This window comes from Oryzibacillus soli (genome assembly GCF_051594765.1).
Taxonomy (GTDB): Bacteria; Bacillota; Bacilli; order Paenibacillales; family NBRC-103111; genus Paenibacillus_AR.
Genome location: NZ_JBPPGJ010000005.1, coordinates 60,132 through 77,380, shown reverse-complemented (window position 1 = coordinate 77,380; position 17,249 = coordinate 60,132). Strand labels below are relative to the sequence as shown.

Here is a 17,249-nt window from a genome sequence, read left to right as displayed (position 1 = left end):
GATCAGTACTCCTTTACTTGGGCCAGGTAGCTGTCGTAATTCCGGCGGATCTCCTCCATGGAGTCTCCGCCGAACTTGTCAAGGAAGGCTTGGGCCACTTCCCAGGCCACCACATTCTCCATAATGACGCCTGCAGCCGGTACGGCACAGGTGTCGGAGCGCTCGATCTGGGCGGTGAACACTTCCTTGGTGTCGATGTCCACGCTCTGGAGCGCCTTGTACAGAGTGGAGATCGGCTTCATCACACCGCGGACCACGATGGGCTCGCCGGTGGTCATGCCGCCCTCGAGACCTCCCGCACGGTTAGTGCGCCGCTCGAAGCCCTTGTCCTCGGAGTGCAGGATCTCGTCATGCACGTGGGAGCCGCGCCGCTGTGCCGCCTCGAAGCCGATGCCGAATTCCACGCCCTTGAACGCTTGGATGGATACGACCGCCTGGGCGATCCGTCCGTCCAGCTTCCGGTCCCACTGCACATGGCTGCCGAGGCCGACCGGTGCTCCCTCGATGATGACTTCTACGACGCCGCCCAGCGTATCGCCGTCCGCCTTGGCCGCATCGATGGCGGCCACCATCTTGGCTTCGGCGTCCTTATCGGCCACACGGACCGGGGACTCCTCCGTAATGCGGATCAACTCGTCGATGGGCAGGTCCTGCCGGACGGCTTCTACGTCGCCGATCCGGATGACTTGTCCGGCTACCTTGATGCCGAACTCGGCCAGGAATGCCCGGGCAATGGCGCCAACGGCCACGCGGACCGTGGTTTCACGGGCGCTGGAGCGCTCGAGGATGTTGCGCAGGTCTCGCTGGTTATACTTGAGACCGCCGTTCAGGTCCGCATGTCCGGGACGGGGACGGCTGACGCGTCGCTTGCCTTCGCTCTCTTCCTCCACCGGCTCGATGCTCATGACCTTCGTCCAATGGGTCCAATCCCGGTTCTCTACGACCAGCGCCACAGGAGCACCGGTGGTCTTGCCGTGGCGAATGCCGCCGACAATCTGGACCGTGTCCTTCTCGATCTGCATCCGCAGGCCACGGCCGTAGCCCTTCTGCCTGCGGGCCAGCTGGAAGTTGATGTCCTCGGCCAATACGTTCAAATTGCTGGGCAATCCTTCAATGATCGCGGTCAACTGTGGACCGTGTGTTTCGCCTGCTGTTAAGTAGCGCATAGACCGTCTCTCCTCTATTTAGGCTCTTTCACTTTAGTGCACTAAATTATTTTTCCAAACACTTTAGCGCTTTTATGCACTAATATATGGCCCTTATTATAGTACACCCGGTGTTGGTTTGACAACAAAAAGCTGTTATTAGTTGGGTTTCTCGCAATAGATTTTGTTTATAGCAATGCAAGCAAAGCTACGGCCCCCATGGCCCACGGTTCTTCGAAAGTTATCACCACCGGCTCAGCGGTACCTTCCATGGGCCCTCCCCTTCCGTCTGATCAACGGCACATTTGCCCTTGGTTCATCAGCTTCCCCTTCATCCGTCTCGATGAAAGGCATTTATGCCTTTGATTTTTTAGGGTGAAGCCCCTATTCCCCAACATGGGGAAACAAGCGGCATATTTGCCCTTGATTTGGGTCTTTGTGTTTATTTCGGACTGTCAACGGCATGTGTGCCGTTGGTTGCGGATAAGGCCGCGGAACCATGCTTCCCGTCCGTCACAGGTGTGCCCTCTGGCATCGAAGTCACCTGAATCTTCAGATAAATATAAGAAAACACGCTGCCCTCCAGCCCGGCAGCGTGTCCAACTCCCTTGTTACTTGTTCATCGGCAGTTTGTTCATCACCCTCGAAGGCTCCTGCAGATCGGGGTCGTTCATCATCCCCATGATCTGCACGGAATCAATGCCCAGGATCTGCGCGCATTCCTGCATCGAGATAAACCCGCGACGGTAGGCGGTGATTACCTTCCGCTTGTCCATACCGAGAACCTCCTGTTCGACTAGGGGCACCCTCGGCCCCCTCCTACGACTAGTATAGGAAATGTTGGAAAGCCTTATACATTTCCTTACTTTTTCCGGTAGAAGAAGGTTTCGGCCGGCTCCATGCCGTATTGGCCCGGAGAGAAGATCTGCTCCGTGCTGCCGACGAACAGGATGCCGCCCGGCTTCAGGGCTTTGGCGAACTTATGGTACAGCAGGTTCTTGGCTTCCTCCGTGAAGTAGATCATGACGTTGCGGCAGACGATGAGATCGAAGCCCTCGTCGAAGGTGTCTACCAGCAGGTTCTGCTTCTGGAACTTCACCATCCGCTTCAGATCGTCGGTGATGCAGTAGGTCAGCTGGTCCTGGCGGAAATATTTCTTCAGATAGTTGGCCGGCACGTCCCGGACGGAACGGTCGGGATATATGGCCTTGCGGGCCTTCTCCAGCGCGCCCTCGTCGATATCGGTTGCAAGAACCTGTGCATCCGGACCGGCCTGCTCGGCCAGGATCATGGACAGTGTATAAGGCTCCTCGCCGGTGGAGCAGGCGGCGCTCCATATTTTGGGCTTGCGGCTGGCCTTCACGATGGGAGGAATAAACTGCTTCTCCAGCACCTCCCAGCGGTTCGGGTTTCTCCAGAATTCGGACACGTTGATGGTCATCCGGTCCAGGAATTCGTAGAAGAGCGTTTTATCCTTCAGCATCGCATCGAAAAAAGCGGCAAACGTATCGTAGCCCTTCTTCTGCCGGAGCGTGGTCAGGCGGCGCTTCATCTGCGCTTCCTTGTACTGGGCGAGGTCGATGGCCGTGTGTTCCTTCACCTTCTTAATGAATAAGGCAAAATCCTTATCTTCCATATGATCAGGGACCTCCCGCATGGATCTTGAAATCTGCGCTAATGTATTCCATGGGCAGCTCTCATTTTCCTGCTTGCGGCAGCAAAAAATCCCGGAATCTGTCGAACCCGGGAATGAATTGCCATATGTACGTACAAATAAGCGCTGTTTCGCTTAGATCCAACGGTTAATCGGCTTCTCGTAAACGGTCAATTCCTCAGGCCGGAAGAAGTTGCCGATCTCCCGCTCGGCGGATTCCGGAGAATCGGAGCCGTGGATCAGGTTCATGCCGGTGTGCAGGGCATAATCCCCGCGTATTGTGCCGGCGGCGGCATCCAGAACGTTGGTCTTGCCCATCATGGCGCGGGACAGCGCAATAACCTGATCGCCCTGCCAGACCATGGCGAATACGGGACCGGATGTAATGAAGTCCACCAGCTCGCCGTAGAAGGATTTACCTTGGTGCTCCGCATAATGGTACTCCGCCTGCTCCCGGGAGATGACCATCAATTTGGCGCCGACCAGCTGCATGCCTTTGTTCTCGAACCGTTTCACAATTTCTCCGATCAAACCGCGCTGTACGCCGTCCGGCTTGACCATCAGGAACGTCTTCTCCAAGTGGGTTCACCTCAAAAGATTATGTTATGACAAAAATCACATAACTACAGTTTACCCCAAATGTTTCCAACATGCAACCGGCTCGGCATTTGGGTATCAGTAGGAACGGTTGCCGACAAAGTGGGCGATCCGGATCAGATCGTCCTTGGCCCGGATGTTGGGCAGTCCGTCCAGCGTCCGGATGGCCTTCTCGATATACCGCTCCGCCAGCTCCTCGGCCCGCTTCAAGCCCACGCTCCCCCGTATGAGGTGGAGGAACCGGCTCACATCCGTCTGACCGTCCGCCGCGTGGATCCGCTGCAGCTCGGCCAGCAGCTCCTGGCGCAGCTCGCGCTCCTGCAGGGCATAGATGACGGGAAGCGTAATATTCCCCTGTTTGATGTCACTGCCCGGAGGCTTGCCGATCTGCTCCTCGGTCCCGCACAGGTCCAGCACGTCGTCACGGATCTGGAACGCCATGCCGACATAATAGCCGTAATCGTACAGCCGGCGGCTGATCTCTTCCCCCGCTTCCGCGGCCATGGCGCCGAGCTGGCAGCTGATGGCGATCAGCAGAGCCGTTTTCCGCTTGATCCGAAGCATGTAGTCCCGAACCCGCTGGTTGGAATGGAAGAAGAACCGGATCTGCTCCATCTCGCCGATGCTCATCTCCACGAGCGCATGGGACATGACCTGGTGGATCCGGGGGTTCGTCAATTGGGTCATGACATTCAACGCTTTGGCGAAGATGTAATCGCCGGTGTACATGGCGATCCGGTTGTCCCACTTGGAGCGGACCGTCAGCTGCCCTCTCCGCGTCTCCGCATCATCGATGACGTCGTCGTGAACCAGCGACGCCATGTGGATCAGCTCCATCGGCACGGCGACGTGCTTCAGCCGCCCCATGTCGTATTGCCCGAACTGTCCGGCCAGCAGCACGAACACCGGACGCAGCCTCTTCCCGCCTGCCTTCAGAAGATGCAGGGAGGTTTCGCTCAGCATGGCATGGTCCGTCCGGACGTTCCCCTCCAGCTCCTTCTCGATGAGATTCAAATCCCGTTTGAGCCTTGCGTAAATATCGACGATTTTCATTCTGTCACCTGCAGTATCTGATTCTCGTTCCATATCCGGATCGGGGGAAGGTTCTTCAAGAGGCCCAGTTCATAAGCGTAGCGGAAGTACAGCGAGAGTCCTTCCCATTGGGGCCGGCCGAAATCGTGGTTCAATTGTCCGAAATAACGATGCCAGTACTCCTCGGTGCCGCCTACGGTCTCCACGGCCCGGCTGATCATACCGGTCGGATCCTTCAGACCCTTTGCCTTGCTCTCCAGGAAGGAACGGTAGATCTCGGCCACCAGGCCGGGCTCCCGCTCTACCGTTTCCTGCCGGATCGCCCACACCGCGAAGGACATCCAACAGCCGGTCAAGCGGTTCCACTCCTCGCCCAGATCGGTGACGCGGTATCCGTGGTTCTCCCAGGAGGAGCGTATGGCATCGTCTCCGATCAGCAGGGCAGCATCCGCCTGTTCCATCATCTCGTCCAGCTTCGGCGGATAGGAGAAGTACTCCGGCTTGCCGCCGTAGAAGCGCTCCATCAGGATCTTCAGCAGGTTAACGGAGGTAGCCGATGTGTTCACCAAGGCGATCCGGCCCTGTGCGACCTCTTCCAGAGGCTTGCGGTGGAACAGCAGGATGGAATTCACCTTGCCCCAGGCGCTGACCGACAGGTCCGGCATCAGGACGTACTCGTCTGCGTGCTCGCCGTACGCAAAGCTGGAAATAGGCCCCATGTCGATGGAGCCCTCCGCCATACCGCGATTCAGCTGTGCCGGAACCTGCAGTACCAGCTCCAGCCGGCCGGCAAATCGGCTCTCCGCGAAATGATGAAACACCGGCCACACGTTCGTATAATCAATCCGGCCGATTCGGATCGGACGCTCGCTCATGTTCATGCTCTCCCCATCTTGTGTATAAATCGTGCTCGATGTCCATCAGGTCCAGCACCTTGCCCACCATAAAATCCACCGCCTCCTGTAGGGTCGAAGGCAGATGGTAGAAGCCCGGCATGGCCGGAACGATCTTCACGCCCATCCTCGCCAGGATCAGCATGTTCTCCAGGTGGATGGCATGCAGCGGCGTCTCCCGGGGAACAAGCAGAAGCGGCCGTCCCTCCTTCAGGATGACGTCCGCCGCGCGTTCTAATAAATTGTCCGAGGCCCCCCGCGCAATGGCGGACAAGGTTCCCATGGAGCAAGGGACAATGACCATTCCCGCCGTACGGAAGGAGCCGCTTGCAATGGAAGCCCCGATATCCTTCACGGCATGAACCCGCAGCTTGCCTCCCCGTCCGCCGAAGTGCTCCTCTAGGGCCGCTTGGCGGTCGGACAGGCTCCACCCCATCTCGTCCTTCAGCACACGCCAGCCCGCATCGGTCACGACCAGATGAACATCGACGCCTGAGTCCAGCAGGACCTGACACAGCCGCACCCCGTAAACGGCGCCGCTGGCGCCGGTCATACCCACAATCCAAGGCTTGCTTCCCGTTCCGGGCATCAGCGCACCACCACGTCGAGTAAGGTAAAGGCAAACATGACGACGCTCAACACGCCGTTCATGGTGAAGAAGGCCGTATTAAGCTTGGACAGATCATTCGGCTTAACCAACCGGTGTTCCTTGACCATCAGCGCATAAGCGATCACCAGTCCGGCGAAGTACCACCAGCTGAGATCGGTCATGAAATACAGCGCTCCGAGACCGAGTGCCGTTACGATATGCATCCCGCGGGCAATCCTCAGTGCGGCAGCGACACCGAATCGGCTTGGAATGGAATAAAGTCCTTCCTTCCGGTCATAGTCTTCGTCCTGACAGGCATAGATGACGTCGAAGCCCGCAGTCCAGCTGGCAACCGCGATATAGAACACCAACGACACCAGATCGATCTTGCCGGTTATGGCAACCCAGCCTCCGAGAGGAGCCAAGGCAATGGTCATGCCCAAGATCACATGGCACAGCCAAGTGAAGCGTTTGGTATATGAATAAAAGACCAGGAAAAAGACCGCGATGGGCAAGAGCTTCATGGACAGGGAGCTTAACTGCGATGTAGCCCAGAATAATAACAGGAATGAGACCGCAATGAAAACAATCATTTCCGCCGTATTCAAGAGCCCGGCAGGAATGGCCCGGTTCTTCGTCCGCGGATTCTTGGCGTCGATGGCCTTGTCAATCAGCCGGTTCAGACTCATGGCTGCCGTACGGGCGCCCACCATGGCCAGGCTGACCCATCCGATCTGCGCCCAGGAAGGCAGGTGGCCGAAGACCACCACGGACCCGAGCACCGCTCCCATATATGCGAAGGGCAGTGCGAACAGCGTATGCTCGAATTTAATCATTTCCAGGAATATCTTCACCTTACGGAGCAAGGTTGATCCCTCCTCCCGGCGATTCCGGCTTCGTCCCGATATGAACGGCCGCAACACCGCCCGCCAGAGGATACACCTCGACCCGGTCCAACCCGGTCTCCCGGAAGATCCGGGCCAGCTCCTTATGGTCGGGGAAGTGCACCAGGGATTCCGGAAGCCAGCGGTACTGCTCGTAGCGCTTCGCAATCAGCTTGCCCATAAGCGGCAGTAACCGGCGGAAGTAGAAGTAATAGATGGACTTGAAGGGCTCCCAGGTAGGCTTGGACAGCTCCAGGGATACCACCAGTCCTCCTGGCTTGACCACCCGGTGCATCTCCTTGATGACCTGCACCAGATCCGGCACGTTCCGCAAGGCGAAGCCGATGGTGGCATAATCGAACGTGTTGTCCTCGTAGGGGAGGCTCATGGCGTTGCCTTGGACCAGGGTGATCTGCTTGTCGAGACCCAAGGTCTTGATCTTACGGTCGCCGAAGTCCAGCATGTTGCGGCTGAAGTCCAGGCCGACCACCTGACCCGTCCCGCTGGCCTCCGCCAGGCTGATGGTCCAGTCGCAGGTGCCGCAGCACAGATCGATCGCGGTAGTTCCCGGCTTCACATTCATCTTCTTCATGGTGAATTTCCGCCACGGCTTGTGGCGTCCGAAGCTGATGATGTCGTTCATGAGATCATACTTAGGAGCGATGCTCTCGAACACCTCATGGACAAACTGCTCTTTTGTCTTCGCTCTGCTCATCGTGATGCCACCTCACCGTTCCTCCAGAACCTTAGGCTGTCTCACCATGCGGAGGAAGGGCTCGCCGATATGGACCAGCTCCTGCACCAGCTTCTCGGAATCCAGTTGCTTGGCCTTGTCCAATACGAGGAGAGCCTGTTCCTCCAGCATGGTGTACAGCTGGCCTTTGATATTGTATTTCAGCAGCATGGGACGAACCTTGCTCTCCTCGTGCTCGGAGGATTCCAAGTGCTTGCGTTCGTCGCGGGTACCGTTCTGCAGAATCAGCCAGTAGCCCCAGCTGCCGCGGAATGCCTTCGGATCGTCGCTTCGGATGATTTCACCCGCCAATACTTCGCATTGGGCCACACCGTAGAGAATCTCCGGCCACAGCTTATGCTGCACGCCTTCCATCAGGCGGCTGAAGTGCTCGAACAGCTGGATCCGGATCTTCACCGCTTGGTGGATGTAATCCTCAGCCGTCAGCTTCAGCTGCTTCATGCGCATGTAGAAGGTCATCTTCAACCGGTTCACCTCGCAGATGGCTGCGGAGAGCTGCTTCACCATGTCAATCTGACCGGCTTGGGACAGAAGCTGGTAGAAGCCCGAGCTGAAATAGTCGCCGGCCAGCACCTTGAGCTGGCGCGAGCGGACCGCCTTCTTCTCCTTGACATCATTGGAAACGGATACCATTTCATGCGTATCGATTCCCATCTGCACCAGAGAAGCCGCCAGAGCATAGAGCTCCCCATTCTTGCCCGCTTGGGGATCCTGCTCCAGGAATGCGCATAATAGACGTGTTCGGGACGCCGGAAAATCGGGCAGCTCCGTGTGAGTTTGGATCATGTCGTAATCTGTGAACCGCTTAGCCAATTCCGGTATGTGAAATGCGTTCATCCGAATGCCTCCGAAGATTGAGTGAAAAATAGCACAAAAAATCTACAGCATCTAATTATAGCATAACCGCTTAAGTGTCGCACGATTTTGTGAAACTTATGGCGAAATCCATATCCTTCAGGTTTGATCCTTCCATTTGGCCGTGTATGTGAAGTGGTATCGACTCTCCAGGAAACCGCGCAGCTCAGGGACGGTGGCCGGCTTCCGCTCACCAGGCAACGCTTGGGTCCGCTTCGCCTCCATCGCGACGAGCAGCACCCGCTCCGCCCGCTCATCTCCGGTCTTCAGCAGGATCCGGATGAGCACCCGCTCCACATTCGTGGTCTTGCCCCAGGCAAACTGCGTGAGCTCATATAAATCATGATAGACGAAACCTTCGCCCGTCACACCCTTCGGAAGAAAAAGATCCACCGACAGCACGTTTTGCTTCAGATCCGCCTTGGCAATCCGAAGCTCGAGAGGCAGTCCGACCAGCGCGTCGACCATGTTGGTTTCGGTCAGTCTCTCCGTCCGGTCCGACTGGAACACGGGATTGGCCTTCTTCGAGCCCGCATCGGGCAGAAGCGCCATCCCCCATGCTATGGACACCGATATCAACACCACCGCAGCAGCCCTCGTTAACCCCTTCATGCGCCGGATCCCCCTTCTTCCACACTCGTCTACTACCCATTGTACATAAAAAAGAAGCAGGCTATGCCTGCTTCCGCTGAAGTGCCGCCCTTGCCGCGGCCTTTATTCTTCCGTATCGATGATGCCGAACTTCGTGTAGATCAGCGCTTTGCCCCGAACCTTCACCGCCGAGGTATGATCCGTGAACTGGGCGATCATGACCTCCCCCTTGTCCAGCTTCTCGGTATGGTGAAACCGGGTATCCTGGCCGCGGGTCAGCCCGATGACATGGACGCCGTTGTCCTTAGCCTTGATGACGAAGTATTCGCTGTGTTCGTTCTGCATGGAAATAGACTCCTCCGTATTCCTAGAGCTTCGATACCTCCATGATGAAGGATGAACCCCGGGTCTGTCAAATCACCCGCACAAAAAGAAAAAGACATCGCATATAACGATGTCTTCTTCATCATGGTCGGAGTAACACGATTCGAACGTGCGACCTCACCCACCCCAAGGGTGCGCGCTACCGGGCTGCGCTATACCCCGATGCCATATCAGGTAGCCGCGTTTTCGGCGGCAAAAATGAGTCTATCGCATTTCAAAGAGAAAGTCAATACTTTGAGCCAAAAGTTTTTGGAGAAACCCGGCTTGGGTCGGGCACGGCCCCATTGAAAAACCGTGGGCCCCGAAGGGCACACGGTTTAGGAAGGTCTCGAATATGTACGAGAGAGAATTATTGGATTACGTCTCTCAGTGCTTTGCCGGGCTTGAAGGAAGGTACCTTGCTAGCCGCGATTTCGATCTCTTCTCCGGTCTGGGGGTTTCTGCCTTTGCGGGCTTGACGCTCCCGAACCTCGAAGTTACCAAATCCAACCAGCTGAACCTTGTCACCGCTTTGCAATGCTTCGGTGATTGCTTCGAATACCGCTTCGACAGCTTTCGTAGCGTCCTTTTTGGAGAGCTCGGAAGCTTCCGCAACCTTAGCGATCAAATCGGATTTATTCATGCCTTTCACCTCCCCCCGGTCTATTACTGGTGTTAACCGAAACTTGTTATATTATACCTGTTCATTGGAAAAAAACGAACAAATTTATAGTAATACACGTCCGATCCAATTTCAAGAGCAGAATCTTATAAATAGGCCTTTATTCCGACAAAAAGAATCAATTTTCGCTCTTCCGAAACAGAAAAGCCCCGGCCTGAGGCCAGAGCTTTGATCCAATTGTGTCCTAGGACACATTTTGACGGTGTGTCGGCTGCTTACAAGATGATGGCGATGAGGCCGCCGGAGCCTTCGTTGATGATCCGGCCCAAGGTTTCCTGCAGCTTGTAGCGGGCGTTGTCCGGCATCATGGCCAGCTTGCCTTGGATTCCCTCGCGCACGATGGAGTGCAGGGACCTGCCGAAGATATCGGATTCCCAGATCTTCAGCGGGTTCTCTTCGAAGTCCTGCATCAGGTAGCGGACCAGCTCCTCGCTCTGCTTCTCGGTACCGATAATCGGGCAGAATTCGGACTCCACGTCCACCCGGATCATATGTACGGAAGGCGCCGTCGCTTTCAGCCGCACCCCGAAGCGGGAGCCTTGACGGATCAGCTCCGGCTCGTCGAGAGCCATCTCCGCCAGCGTCGGAGGCGCGATGCCGTAGCCGGTGGTCTTGACCATCTCCAGCGCTTCGGCGAATTGGTCATACTCCCGCTTGGCGTGAGTGAACTCCTGCATCAGCTGGAGCAGGTGGTCCTTGCCCCGGATCTCGACACCGACCACTTCCATCAGGATCTTGTCATACAGCTCGTCGGGCGCGTAAAGGTCGATTTCCGCCACGCCCTGGCCCATGTTCATATCTGCCAGCGCCGCCCGTTCGATGAACTCATAGCCGCCGAATTGGCCCACTACGCGGTCTACGTCGCGGAGTCTGCGGATATCCTGCACCGTGTCGCGGACGGAGGTCTCGAACTGGCTGCGCAGCCAGTGCTTCTCCTCCAGAACCATGACCCAGCTCGGAAGGTTCACATTCACCTCATGGACCGGGAACTCGTACAGAACCTCACGGAGGACGCCAAGCACGTCATCCTCGTTCATGGAGGCGGCGGAGAGTGCCAGTACCGGAATATCGTACTTGGCGGACAGCTCGGAACGAAGCTCCTGGGCAGGCTCGCTGTCCGGCTTCATCGAGTTGATGATCAGGATGAACGGCTTGCCGACCTCCTTCAGCTCAGCCACGACCCGCTCCTCCGCTTCCACATAGGAAGATCTCGGAATCTCGGAGATGCTGCCGTCCGTCGTGATGACCACGCCCAGCGTGGAATGCTCCTGGATGACCTTGCGGGTGCCGATCTCCGCGGCTTCCTGGAAGGGAATCGGCTCGTCGAACCAGGGGGTCGTAATCATGCGGGGACCGGCTTCGTCCTCGTACCCCTTGGCCCCTTGTACGGCATAGCCGACGCAGTCGACCAGGCGCACGTTGACGTTCAGGCCTTCGGCCACGGCGATCTGAACCGCATTGTTCGGGACGAACTTGGGCTCCGTAGTCATGATGGTGCGGCCGGCAGCACTCTGCGGCAGCTCATCGATGGCGCGGACGCGGTCCGATTCGTTCTTGATGTTCGGGATGATGGCGGACTCCATGAAGCGCTTGATAAACGTGGACTTGCCGGTACGCACCGCACCGACGACCCCCAGGTAGATATCCCCGCCGGTTCGTTCGGCAATGTCCTTAATGATATCGACTCTTTCCAAAAAGATCCCCTCCTACAGGTTGATTAACGGGTTCGGCGTCTGTCATACGAACCATGAAAGATGCCTGGCGGGACCGCGGAGCGGCCACACTCGTACCATCTTTTGGACTAGTAAAAATATATGTAGACAGCCCCGGAATATGACAGCTTTTTTCCTCCTCCCGCTCCCGGTCCCTTAAGGGGCAGGGGCCTTCCAAAAGCTTCTCCGATATGATATATGACCCGTTACTTGGCGTTATGCCCGAATTTTCAACTGTTGAAGAGGCTTCCTGAACATAGCAAAGAACCTATGGAACCTTACCTTTCCATAGGTTAGTGGAAAAGCTTACGCTAGGGGGCAAGCACGGGAGCCTGACCCGACCAGCGGGTGGGAAAAGAAACCGCCGGCACGAAATGCCCGTCATCCAGGAGCAGATCCCGCAGATCCGCTTGGGGGTCCGGCTTCAAGCCCTTCTTCTGCACCTGCTTCAGGATCTCCGGCCCGTAATCGATGCCCACCGTTCCCGCCCCATTCATCACGGCATGAAGATTAGCGGGCGAATACGGACTCCTGAGCTCCGGCTCCTTCAAGCTCAAGAGCTTGTAATCCGGAAGCCAATAGCCGTCGGATACCGCCTCTCCCTTAGGCACAGCGCCGTTGTGGCCGCTCTTGTAGCTGTCCACCTGCCGCTGCAGCTCCGCAATCGCCTGGTAGGTCACCAGATCCAACAGCTTAACCACAGGGGTGCTCTCCGTACGGGCGACCACGTACATGGCCGTTCCTCCGTTCTCGAAGGCATTGGTCGGCACGGTCGTCAGAAGCCGGGCGTCCTGCAGCTTCTTGAAGTCGATCAGATAACGCTCATATTCCGTCCGGACGGCTTCCTTGTTGTGGATGGGCAGAACCCCCGTCTTGGTCCGGTATTGCTCCATGGCGCTCTGGACCAGAGTGAGATATTCGCCCGACGCGGGAGCCCCCTGTTTCTTGATCCGGTCCCCGTACATGCACCCCGGCAGAAGCAGAATCACGGCAAGGAGCGCCGAGAGAAGCCGAGATTGCTTCCATGTGCTCATATGCCGTTCTCCTCCTCCCGCTGCTTCAGAAGCTGGAGCCGGATTGCCGCCTTCAACGGATCCTCCGGAAGCTCCACAGTCACGTCACCCGATACCTTGGCCTGGCAGGAAAACCGGAAGCCCTCCTCCGCCAGAGCGCCCAGCTTCAGGAGCTCGTTGGGCTGGGGAGGCGACAAGGCATCCGCACCCTCCAGCACTTTGACCTTGCACATCAGGCAGCTTAATCCGCCGCTGCACCTGGACCGGACCTGCACCCGGGCGCGCCGGGACGCATCCAGAAGCGTCGTGCCCGGCCTGACCTCCGCCGATTTGTCCACCGGCTGGAATCTAACCTTCACCATCACGCGTCACCTGCATTTGTCAGTAATAAGGCCGATGCACGGCCTTCACGTTCCCTTCGGACTTTATCGCCGCCTGGCACGCCAGCCGATAGCCCGACTCCAGCTCATCATCGGTCAACCGCTCCCACTCTTCGTCGGTCACCCGGGTCAGATGCTCCATCCCGTCTTCGATGAAGCAGCGGCATCGGCCGCAGGTTCCCCGAGAGCAGGAAAATCCCACGTCCACCCCATGAGAAAGGGCGGCATCCAGCAGCGTGGTCCCAACGGCTGCGTTCACCGTTTTGGCCACCGTCCGGCCCTCTAATTCCAGCACATCATCCACCCCTTTCTCCTGGTGTCGTTACAGGATGGAAACCATCATGAAGATGACGCCATAAAAGAGCAGCACCACGGCTGCCAGCATGGAGAAGAAGCGGAGGAACCGGTTCTTCAGCTTGGCCCGGGTGAACATCACCAAGAGAGAGGCCGCGATCATCAAGCCGATGGCGATGAAGGACATCCACATTTTATCCATACTGCTCATGGGGGCCACCACCAATCCTATGAAAAGGTTCAAAACAAGAATTAGTATAGCATAATCCGGCAAATGTCGCCTGCTCCTGCGAGGGTATCCATCGTACAAAACAAATAGCCGTCCGGCTCAGCCGAACGGCACATCATTCCCGTGAATCGCTTATTTCTTGCCCATCATCATTTTCATCAAGGCTTCCATGTTGTTGGGGTTCAAGTTGCTGCTCTTGACGGCGTGCACGATCTCGTTGATCGTCTGCTCGGAGACGGGAGCCCCTACCAGTGATGCCACCTGCTTGATCAGCTGGCGAAGCTGAGCTTCGTTCTGAACGGTGGACGGCTTCACGCCGCTGGCCAGCTTATGGATATCCTTCTCGGAAACGGTCTTACCCGTTTTGGATTTCACAGCCTTCAGCACGTCCTTGGAAACGTCTTTGCCCGACATGATCATACCTCCCTCATAGGCGGTGTCCGCCAACTAAGGTATTGTATGTATCAGGCCGGGCAAAGGTTTGGGCGTTTCGACTAGGTTTCGCTCTTCCACTTGACGGCGGCCGACTGGGCCACCTCCTCCAGCTCATGGGTGCGGACGCGGCCCATGAGGTCCTCGACTCCCTGCTTGGGCGTCTTGCCCTCGAAGAGCACCTGGTAGAGGACCTCCGTGATAGGCATCCGAACCTCTAACTGGCGGGACAAGGCATAGGCGGCTTGGGTCGTCTTGACCCCTTCCACCACCATGCCCATCTCCTCCAGCACCTCGGCGAGCGGTTTGCCCTGGCCCAGCATGTAGCCCGCGCGCCAGTTCCGGCTGTGCTTGCTCGTACAGGTGACCACCAGGTCGCCGAAGCCGGCCAGTCCGGCGAAGGTCAGCGGATTGGCGCCCATGGCAAGGCCCAGCCGGCCGATCTCAGCCAGTCCGCGGGTCATGAGGGCGGCTTTGGCGTTGTCGCCATAGCCGAGACCGTCGTTCATGCCGGCGCCGAGGGCGATGATATTCTTCAAAGCGCCGGAGATTTCAACGCCCGTTACATCCGGGTTCGTATAGACGCGGAAATAGGAATTAATGAATAAGTCCTGTGCGGCGTCGGCCGCCTCTTCACAGCGCGAGGCTACCACCACCGTCGTCGGGCATTGGACGATGACTTCCTCTGCGTGGCTGGGTCCAGACAACACGACGATCCGGTCCGGATCGTAATCCGGCAGCTCCTCGGCGATCACTTCCGTCATTCGCTTCAAGGACTGGGCCTCGAAGCCTTTGGTTGCATGAATCAAGAGTGCACTGGGTGACAGAAAGCTGCGGAGCTTGCCCGTAACCTCCCGGACACCGGCCGAAGGGCTGACCAGTACGACCGCATCTGCGTCCGTGACCGCTTCCCCCATGCTCGTAGTGGCGCGGATCCTCTCAGAGAGCTTCATGTCCTTAAGGAACCGCTGATTCGTATGTAAGGAATTGATTTCCTCCGCTTGCTCGGGATGCCGAGTCCACAGCCGGACTTCATGCCCGTTGTCCGCCAGAACGGAAGCAAGCGCCGTTCCCCAACTGCCTGCTACTAGAACCGCCGTTTTTTTACTCATCATTATTCGCCTCCTGTTCGAATGCTGCCTGTCAGGATGCTTTCTTGCTGCCCAGCTTGTTCTCCTGCCCCTTCAGCAGCTTCGCAATGTTGGACCGGTGCCGGACGAAGGCAAATACGGCGATCAGGATGCTGACCAGAAGAATCGGCGCCGGTCTGTCCATGACCAGAATCAGAATGGGCATCAAGAAGGTGAATAAGAGCGATCCCAAGGATACGTATCGGGTCAGGGCAATGACCACAATCGCGACGATTCCGGCCAGTAGAGCCGGCAAAAAGGCCAGCGTCGACATGACGCCGATGGTCGAAGCGATTCCCTTTCCACCCTTAAAGCCGAAGAAGACCGGCCAATTATGGCCGACAATGACAGCAATGCCGCAGAGCACCTGCGGCCAGCTGCCGTCCTGTCCGAACCAAACGGGGAGCCACACCGCTACGATGCCTTTGGCCACATCCAGCAGCAGTACGGTGATGGCGGGTCCCTTACCCAGCACACGTAACGTATTGGTGGCTCCTGCATTGCCGCTTCCGTGCTTCCGGATGTCGATGCCTTTAAGCATACGTCCGAACAGGTAGCTGAAGCTGATGGAGCCGATCAGATAAGCAAGAATTACCGAGATTACGGTCATCCGAGTTCCCTCCTAGTTATCATCCGACTTTCGCCGTGTGAACAACCGAAGAGGTGTTCCTTCGAAATCGAAAGCATCGCGGATCTTGTTCTCCAGGTAACGCTCGTAGGAGAAGTGCATCAGTTCGGGATCGTTCACGAACAGGACGATGGTCGGCGGCTTCACCGAGATCTGGGTGGCATAGTTCAAGCGCATCCGGCGTCCCTTGTCCGTTGGAGGCGAGTTGAGCGCCACGGCATCGCTAATCACATCATTCAGCACATGGGTGGAGATACGCATGTTGTGGTTCTCGGCCACCTTGTTGACCACCGGATACAGCTTATGCAGCCGCGCCTTGGTCTTCGCCGATACGAAGACGACCGGGGCATACGACATGAACAGGAAGTGATCCCGGATGTTATTGATGAAGTGCTGCATGGTCTTATCGTCCTTCTCGACCACGTCCCATTTGTTGACGAGGAAGATGCTGGCCTTGCCGGCTTCATGAGCGTAACCGGCAATATGCTTGTCCTGCTCGATAATCCCTTCCTCGCCGTTGATGACGACCAGGACGACATCGGCCCGTTCGATGGCCTTCATGGCGCGCATGACGCTGTATTTCTCCGTGGACTCGTAGACCTTACCCCGCTTCCGCATCCCCGCGGTATCGATTAAGACGTATTTCTGCCCGTCTTTCTCGAAAGGGGTGTCAATAGCGTCTCGGGTGGTTCCTGCCACGTCGCTTACGATGACCCGTTCTTCGCCCAGCATGGCGTTAACCAGCGAGGACTTCCCTACGTTCGGACGTCCGATCAAGGCGACCTTGATTACATCCTCCCCGTACTCGTCCTCCGTCGCCTCCGGGAAATGCTTCGCGCACTCCTCGAGAAGATCCCCCATGCCCAGACCGTGGGAGCCCGAGATTCCGACCGGATCCCCGAAGCCCAGCGAGTAGAATTCATAGATGTCTTCCTGACGCTGGATGTTGTCCACCTTGTTGACGGCAAGAACCACAGGCTTCCCCGACTTGAAGAGAATCTGGGCGATCTCCTGATCGGTTCCCGTCACGCCGGCTTTGGCATCGACCATAAAGACGATGACGTCTGCTTCCTCAATGGCAAGCTCAGCCTGCATCCGGACGGAACGGAGAATCTGATCCTCCCCGTCGATCTCGATGCCGCCGGTATCGATGATGCTGAATTCCTGATTCAACCATTCGCCTTTTCCATAGAGCCGGTCCCGCGTTACGCCGGGTTTATCCTCAACAATGGCCAGCCGGTCTCCGATGATCCGGTTGAAGATTGTGGATTTGCCTACATTTGGTCGTCCCACAATCGCGATGATGGGTTTGGCCACATTTTTCACTCCCAACTGATTACTTTCCAAATTTCACAATTTCCATCATAACAAAAATTAATCGAAGAAGCTATC

22 protein-coding genes and 1 tRNA gene are annotated in these 17,249 nt (G+C 57.1%); all 23 read right to left on the bottom strand.

Going from position 1 to position 17,249, the window contains the following annotated elements:
- Positions 1–2: 2 nt before the first annotated feature.
- Positions 3–1,166 carry a chorismate synthase gene (aroC, locus tag ACSEXW_RS08035; protein WP_438445609.1) on the bottom strand — a complete coding sequence of 388 codons (1,164 nt, stop codon included), beginning with the start codon at positions 1,164–1,166 and terminating at the stop codon, positions 3–5.
- 590 nt (positions 1,167–1,756) lie between these two features.
- Positions 1,757–1,921 carry a hypothetical protein gene (locus ACSEXW_RS08030; RefSeq protein ID WP_438445608.1) on the bottom strand — a complete coding sequence of 55 codons (165 nt, stop codon included), beginning with the start codon at positions 1,919–1,921 and terminating at the stop codon, positions 1,757–1,759.
- A gap of 86 nt (positions 1,922–2,007) precedes the next feature.
- Entirely contained in the window at positions 2,008–2,781 is a 774-nt protein-coding gene (locus ACSEXW_RS08025; protein ID WP_438445607.1) for a CheR family methyltransferase, read from the bottom strand.
- A 153-nt stretch (positions 2,782–2,934) separates the two neighbouring features.
- Positions 2,935–3,378: a nucleoside-diphosphate kinase gene (gene ndk / locus ACSEXW_RS08020; RefSeq protein WP_438445606.1), complete on the bottom strand. Its 444-nt coding sequence runs from the start codon at positions 3,376–3,378 to the stop codon at positions 2,935–2,937.
- Positions 3,379–3,474: 96 nt separating this feature from the next.
- Positions 3,475–4,449 (bottom strand): polyprenyl synthetase family protein, encoded by a 975-nt coding sequence (locus tag ACSEXW_RS08015; protein ID WP_438445605.1) that lies wholly within the window; start codon positions 4,447–4,449, stop codon positions 3,475–3,477.
- Entirely contained in the window at positions 4,446–5,303 is an 858-nt protein-coding gene (locus ACSEXW_RS08010; RefSeq protein WP_438445604.1) for a menaquinone biosynthetic enzyme MqnA/MqnD family protein, read from the bottom strand. The genes ACSEXW_RS08015 and ACSEXW_RS08010 overlap by 4 nt, the downstream gene beginning before the upstream one ends.
- The gene (locus ACSEXW_RS08005) at positions 5,269–5,910 is read right to left on the bottom strand and encodes a UbiX family flavin prenyltransferase (RefSeq protein ID WP_438445603.1); all 642 of its coding nucleotides are present in this window, start codon (positions 5,908–5,910) and stop codon (positions 5,269–5,271) included. The genes ACSEXW_RS08010 and ACSEXW_RS08005 overlap by 35 nt, the downstream gene beginning before the upstream one ends.
- Entirely contained in the window at positions 5,910–6,776 is an 867-nt protein-coding gene (locus ACSEXW_RS08000) for a UbiA-like polyprenyltransferase (RefSeq protein WP_438445602.1), read from the bottom strand. The genes ACSEXW_RS08005 and ACSEXW_RS08000 overlap by 1 nt, the downstream gene beginning before the upstream one ends.
- Entirely contained in the window at positions 6,766–7,509 is a 744-nt protein-coding gene (locus tag ACSEXW_RS07995; RefSeq protein ID WP_438445601.1) for a demethylmenaquinone methyltransferase, read from the bottom strand. Before ACSEXW_RS07995 ends, ACSEXW_RS08000 begins: the two co-directional genes overlap by 11 nt.
- 12 nt (positions 7,510–7,521) lie before the next feature.
- A complete protein-coding gene (locus ACSEXW_RS07990) occupies positions 7,522–8,385 on the bottom strand; it encodes a heptaprenyl diphosphate synthase component 1 (RefSeq protein WP_438445600.1) in 864 nt (287 codons plus the stop codon).
- A gap of 117 nt (positions 8,386–8,502) precedes the next feature.
- Positions 8,503–9,015 carry a hypothetical protein gene (locus tag ACSEXW_RS07985; RefSeq protein WP_438445599.1) on the bottom strand — a complete coding sequence of 171 codons (513 nt, stop codon included), beginning with the start codon at positions 9,013–9,015 and terminating at the stop codon, positions 8,503–8,505.
- Positions 9,016–9,117: 102 nt separating this feature from the next.
- Entirely contained in the window at positions 9,118–9,339 is a 222-nt protein-coding gene (gene mtrB / locus ACSEXW_RS07980) for a trp RNA-binding attenuation protein MtrB (protein WP_438445598.1), read from the bottom strand.
- Positions 9,340–9,463: 124 nt separating this feature from the next.
- Positions 9,464–9,540 (bottom strand) — tRNA-Pro (locus tag ACSEXW_RS07975).
- Between the two features lie 187 nt (positions 9,541–9,727).
- Positions 9,728–10,000 carry a non-specific DNA-binding protein Hbs gene (gene hbs, locus ACSEXW_RS07970; RefSeq protein ID WP_438445597.1) on the bottom strand — a complete coding sequence of 91 codons (273 nt, stop codon included), beginning with the start codon at positions 9,998–10,000 and terminating at the stop codon, positions 9,728–9,730.
- Between the two features lie 254 nt (positions 10,001–10,254).
- Complete coding sequence (gene spoIVA, locus ACSEXW_RS07965) at positions 10,255–11,733, bottom strand: stage IV sporulation protein A (protein WP_438445596.1); 1,479 nt, start codon at positions 11,731–11,733, stop codon at positions 10,255–10,257.
- A gap of 329 nt (positions 11,734–12,062) precedes the next feature.
- The gene (locus tag ACSEXW_RS07960) at positions 12,063–12,785 is read right to left on the bottom strand and encodes a YphF family lipoprotein (protein WP_438445595.1); all 723 of its coding nucleotides are present in this window, start codon (positions 12,783–12,785) and stop codon (positions 12,063–12,065) included.
- The gene (locus ACSEXW_RS07955; RefSeq protein ID WP_438445594.1) at positions 12,782–13,126 is read right to left on the bottom strand and encodes a 2Fe-2S iron-sulfur cluster-binding protein; all 345 of its coding nucleotides are present in this window, start codon (positions 13,124–13,126) and stop codon (positions 12,782–12,784) included. The genes ACSEXW_RS07960 and ACSEXW_RS07955 overlap by 4 nt, the downstream gene beginning before the upstream one ends.
- 19 nt (positions 13,127–13,145) lie before the next feature.
- Positions 13,146–13,439: a 2Fe-2S iron-sulfur cluster-binding protein gene (locus ACSEXW_RS07950; RefSeq protein ID WP_438445593.1), complete on the bottom strand. Its 294-nt coding sequence runs from the start codon at positions 13,437–13,439 to the stop codon at positions 13,146–13,148.
- A gap of 27 nt (positions 13,440–13,466) precedes the next feature.
- Entirely contained in the window at positions 13,467–13,649 is a 183-nt protein-coding gene (locus ACSEXW_RS07945) for a DUF2768 family protein (RefSeq protein ID WP_438445592.1), read from the bottom strand.
- Positions 13,650–13,799: 150 nt separating this feature from the next.
- Positions 13,800–14,081: a stage VI sporulation protein F gene (locus ACSEXW_RS07940; RefSeq protein ID WP_438445591.1), complete on the bottom strand. Its 282-nt coding sequence runs from the start codon at positions 14,079–14,081 to the stop codon at positions 13,800–13,802.
- Between the two features lie 80 nt (positions 14,082–14,161).
- The gene (locus tag ACSEXW_RS07935) at positions 14,162–15,211 is read right to left on the bottom strand and encodes an NAD(P)H-dependent glycerol-3-phosphate dehydrogenase (RefSeq protein WP_438445590.1); all 1,050 of its coding nucleotides are present in this window, start codon (positions 15,209–15,211) and stop codon (positions 14,162–14,164) included.
- A gap of 31 nt (positions 15,212–15,242) precedes the next feature.
- Positions 15,243–15,839 (bottom strand): glycerol-3-phosphate 1-O-acyltransferase PlsY, encoded by a 597-nt coding sequence (gene plsY / locus ACSEXW_RS07930; protein ID WP_438445589.1) that lies wholly within the window; start codon positions 15,837–15,839, stop codon positions 15,243–15,245.
- Positions 15,840–15,851: 12 nt separating this feature from the next.
- Positions 15,852–17,174, bottom strand: a complete 1,323-nt coding sequence (gene der, locus ACSEXW_RS07925) for a ribosome biogenesis GTPase Der (protein WP_438445588.1) — start codon at positions 17,172–17,174, stop codon at positions 15,852–15,854.
- Positions 17,175–17,249 lie beyond the last annotated feature (75 nt).

Coding starts and splice junctions, on each gene's coding strand:
- ACSEXW_RS08015 (WP_438445605.1), bottom strand. CDS start 4,449: ATGAAAATCGTCGATATTTACGCAAGGCTCAAACGGGATTTGAATCTC.
- hbs (WP_438445597.1), bottom strand. CDS start 10,000: ATGAATAAATCCGATTTGATCGCTAAGGTTGCGGAAGCTTCCGAGCTC.
- ACSEXW_RS07985 (WP_438445599.1), bottom strand. CDS start 9,015: ATGAAGGGGTTAACGAGGGCTGCTGCGGTGGTGTTGATATCGGTGTCC.
- ACSEXW_RS07960 (WP_438445595.1), bottom strand. CDS start 12,785: ATGAGCACATGGAAGCAATCTCGGCTTCTCTCGGCGCTCCTTGCCGTG.
- ACSEXW_RS08005 (WP_438445603.1), bottom strand. CDS start 5,910: ATGCCCGGAACGGGAAGCAAGCCTTGGATTGTGGGTATGACCGGCGCC.
- ACSEXW_RS07990 (WP_438445600.1), bottom strand. CDS start 8,385: ATGAACGCATTTCACATACCGGAATTGGCTAAGCGGTTCACAGATTAC.
- ACSEXW_RS07940 (WP_438445591.1), bottom strand. CDS start 14,081: ATGTCGGGCAAAGACGTTTCCAAGGACGTGCTGAAGGCTGTGAAATCC.
- ACSEXW_RS08025 (WP_438445607.1), bottom strand. CDS start 2,781: ATGGAAGATAAGGATTTTGCCTTATTCATTAAGAAGGTGAAGGAACAC.
- ACSEXW_RS07945 (WP_438445592.1), bottom strand. CDS start 13,649: ATGAGCAGTATGGATAAAATGTGGATGTCCTTCATCGCCATCGGCTTG.
- plsY (WP_438445589.1), bottom strand. CDS start 15,839: ATGACCGTAATCTCGGTAATTCTTGCTTATCTGATCGGCTCCATCAGC.
- ACSEXW_RS08010 (WP_438445604.1), bottom strand. CDS start 5,303: ATGAGCGAGCGTCCGATCCGAATCGGCCGGATTGATTATACGAACGTG.
- ACSEXW_RS07935 (WP_438445590.1), bottom strand. CDS start 15,211: ATGAGTAAAAAAACGGCGGTTCTAGTAGCAGGCAGTTGGGGAACGGCG.
- mtrB (WP_438445598.1), bottom strand. CDS start 9,339: ATGCAGAACGAACACAGCGAATACTTCGTCATCAAGGCTAAGGACAAC.
- ACSEXW_RS07955 (WP_438445594.1), bottom strand. CDS start 13,126: ATGGTGAAGGTTAGATTCCAGCCGGTGGACAAATCGGCGGAGGTCAGG.
- ACSEXW_RS08030 (WP_438445608.1), bottom strand. CDS start 1,921: ATGGACAAGCGGAAGGTAATCACCGCCTACCGTCGCGGGTTTATCTCG.
- ACSEXW_RS07995 (WP_438445601.1), bottom strand. CDS start 7,509: ATGAGCAGAGCGAAGACAAAAGAGCAGTTTGTCCATGAGGTGTTCGAG.
- aroC (WP_438445609.1), bottom strand. CDS start 1,166: ATGCGCTACTTAACAGCAGGCGAAACACACGGTCCACAGTTGACCGCG.